The sequence below is a fragment of the Pseudoalteromonas sp. C8 genome (assembly GCF_011378685.1).
In the GTDB taxonomy this organism is placed as follows: domain Bacteria; phylum Pseudomonadota; class Gammaproteobacteria; order Enterobacterales; family Alteromonadaceae; genus Pseudoalteromonas; species Pseudoalteromonas arctica.
Map to the genome: position 1 here is coordinate 1 of NZ_WTKT01000061.1, position 674 is coordinate 674.

1 protein-coding gene is annotated in these 674 nt (G+C 37.8%); it reads left to right on the forward strand.

Annotation, left to right across the window (positions count from 1 at the left end; genetic code table 11):
* Positions 1-674 (forward strand): CBS domain-containing protein (locus GQR39_RS20035; RefSeq protein WP_165736429.1); only part of this gene is annotated, 674 nt, incomplete at both ends.

Consider the following 674-nt stretch of genomic DNA (forward strand, 5'->3'; position numbering starts at 1 on the left):
AGCAGCAACGGGTTGGTTTAGCCAGAGCTTTATGTACCGATGCTGATATTCTGTTAATGGATGAAGCTTTCTCTGCTTTGGACCCTTTAATTCGAAGTGAAATGCAGGACCAATTAATTGAACTACAAGAAAAGCTGCATAAAACAATTATATTCATTACGCATGATTTAGATGAAGCGTTACGCATTGGTGATAAAATCGCTATCTTACGTGACGGGTTATTAATTCAACAAGGTGCGCCTGTTGATATATTATTAAATCCAGCAGATGACTACGTTGAAGCTTTTGTTAAAGATGTTAATAGAGCACGTGCATTAACAGTTGAAACGGTAATGCAGCCACAAATGTGTCGTATCTCTAGTGAGAATATTGGTGACGCTGTCGCGCAAATGCGTCGATCTAAGCAAGATTACGGCTATGTTGTGAATGATGATGGCTACCAGGGAATGATCACACAAGAGACATTAGAAAATGTTGAAAAAAGTGATTATGAAAATGCGATTACTGACGAGCTGTTTGAAGACGTACCATCGGTACAAAGTGATGCATTATTAGAATCTGTTATTTCTGATATGTTGGATAATGAGCATCCTTTAGCTGTTTTAAATGCAGAAGGTGAGCTAGAAGGGCACATATCAAGAAGTACATTATCTGAAATATTAAGTGATTCACCT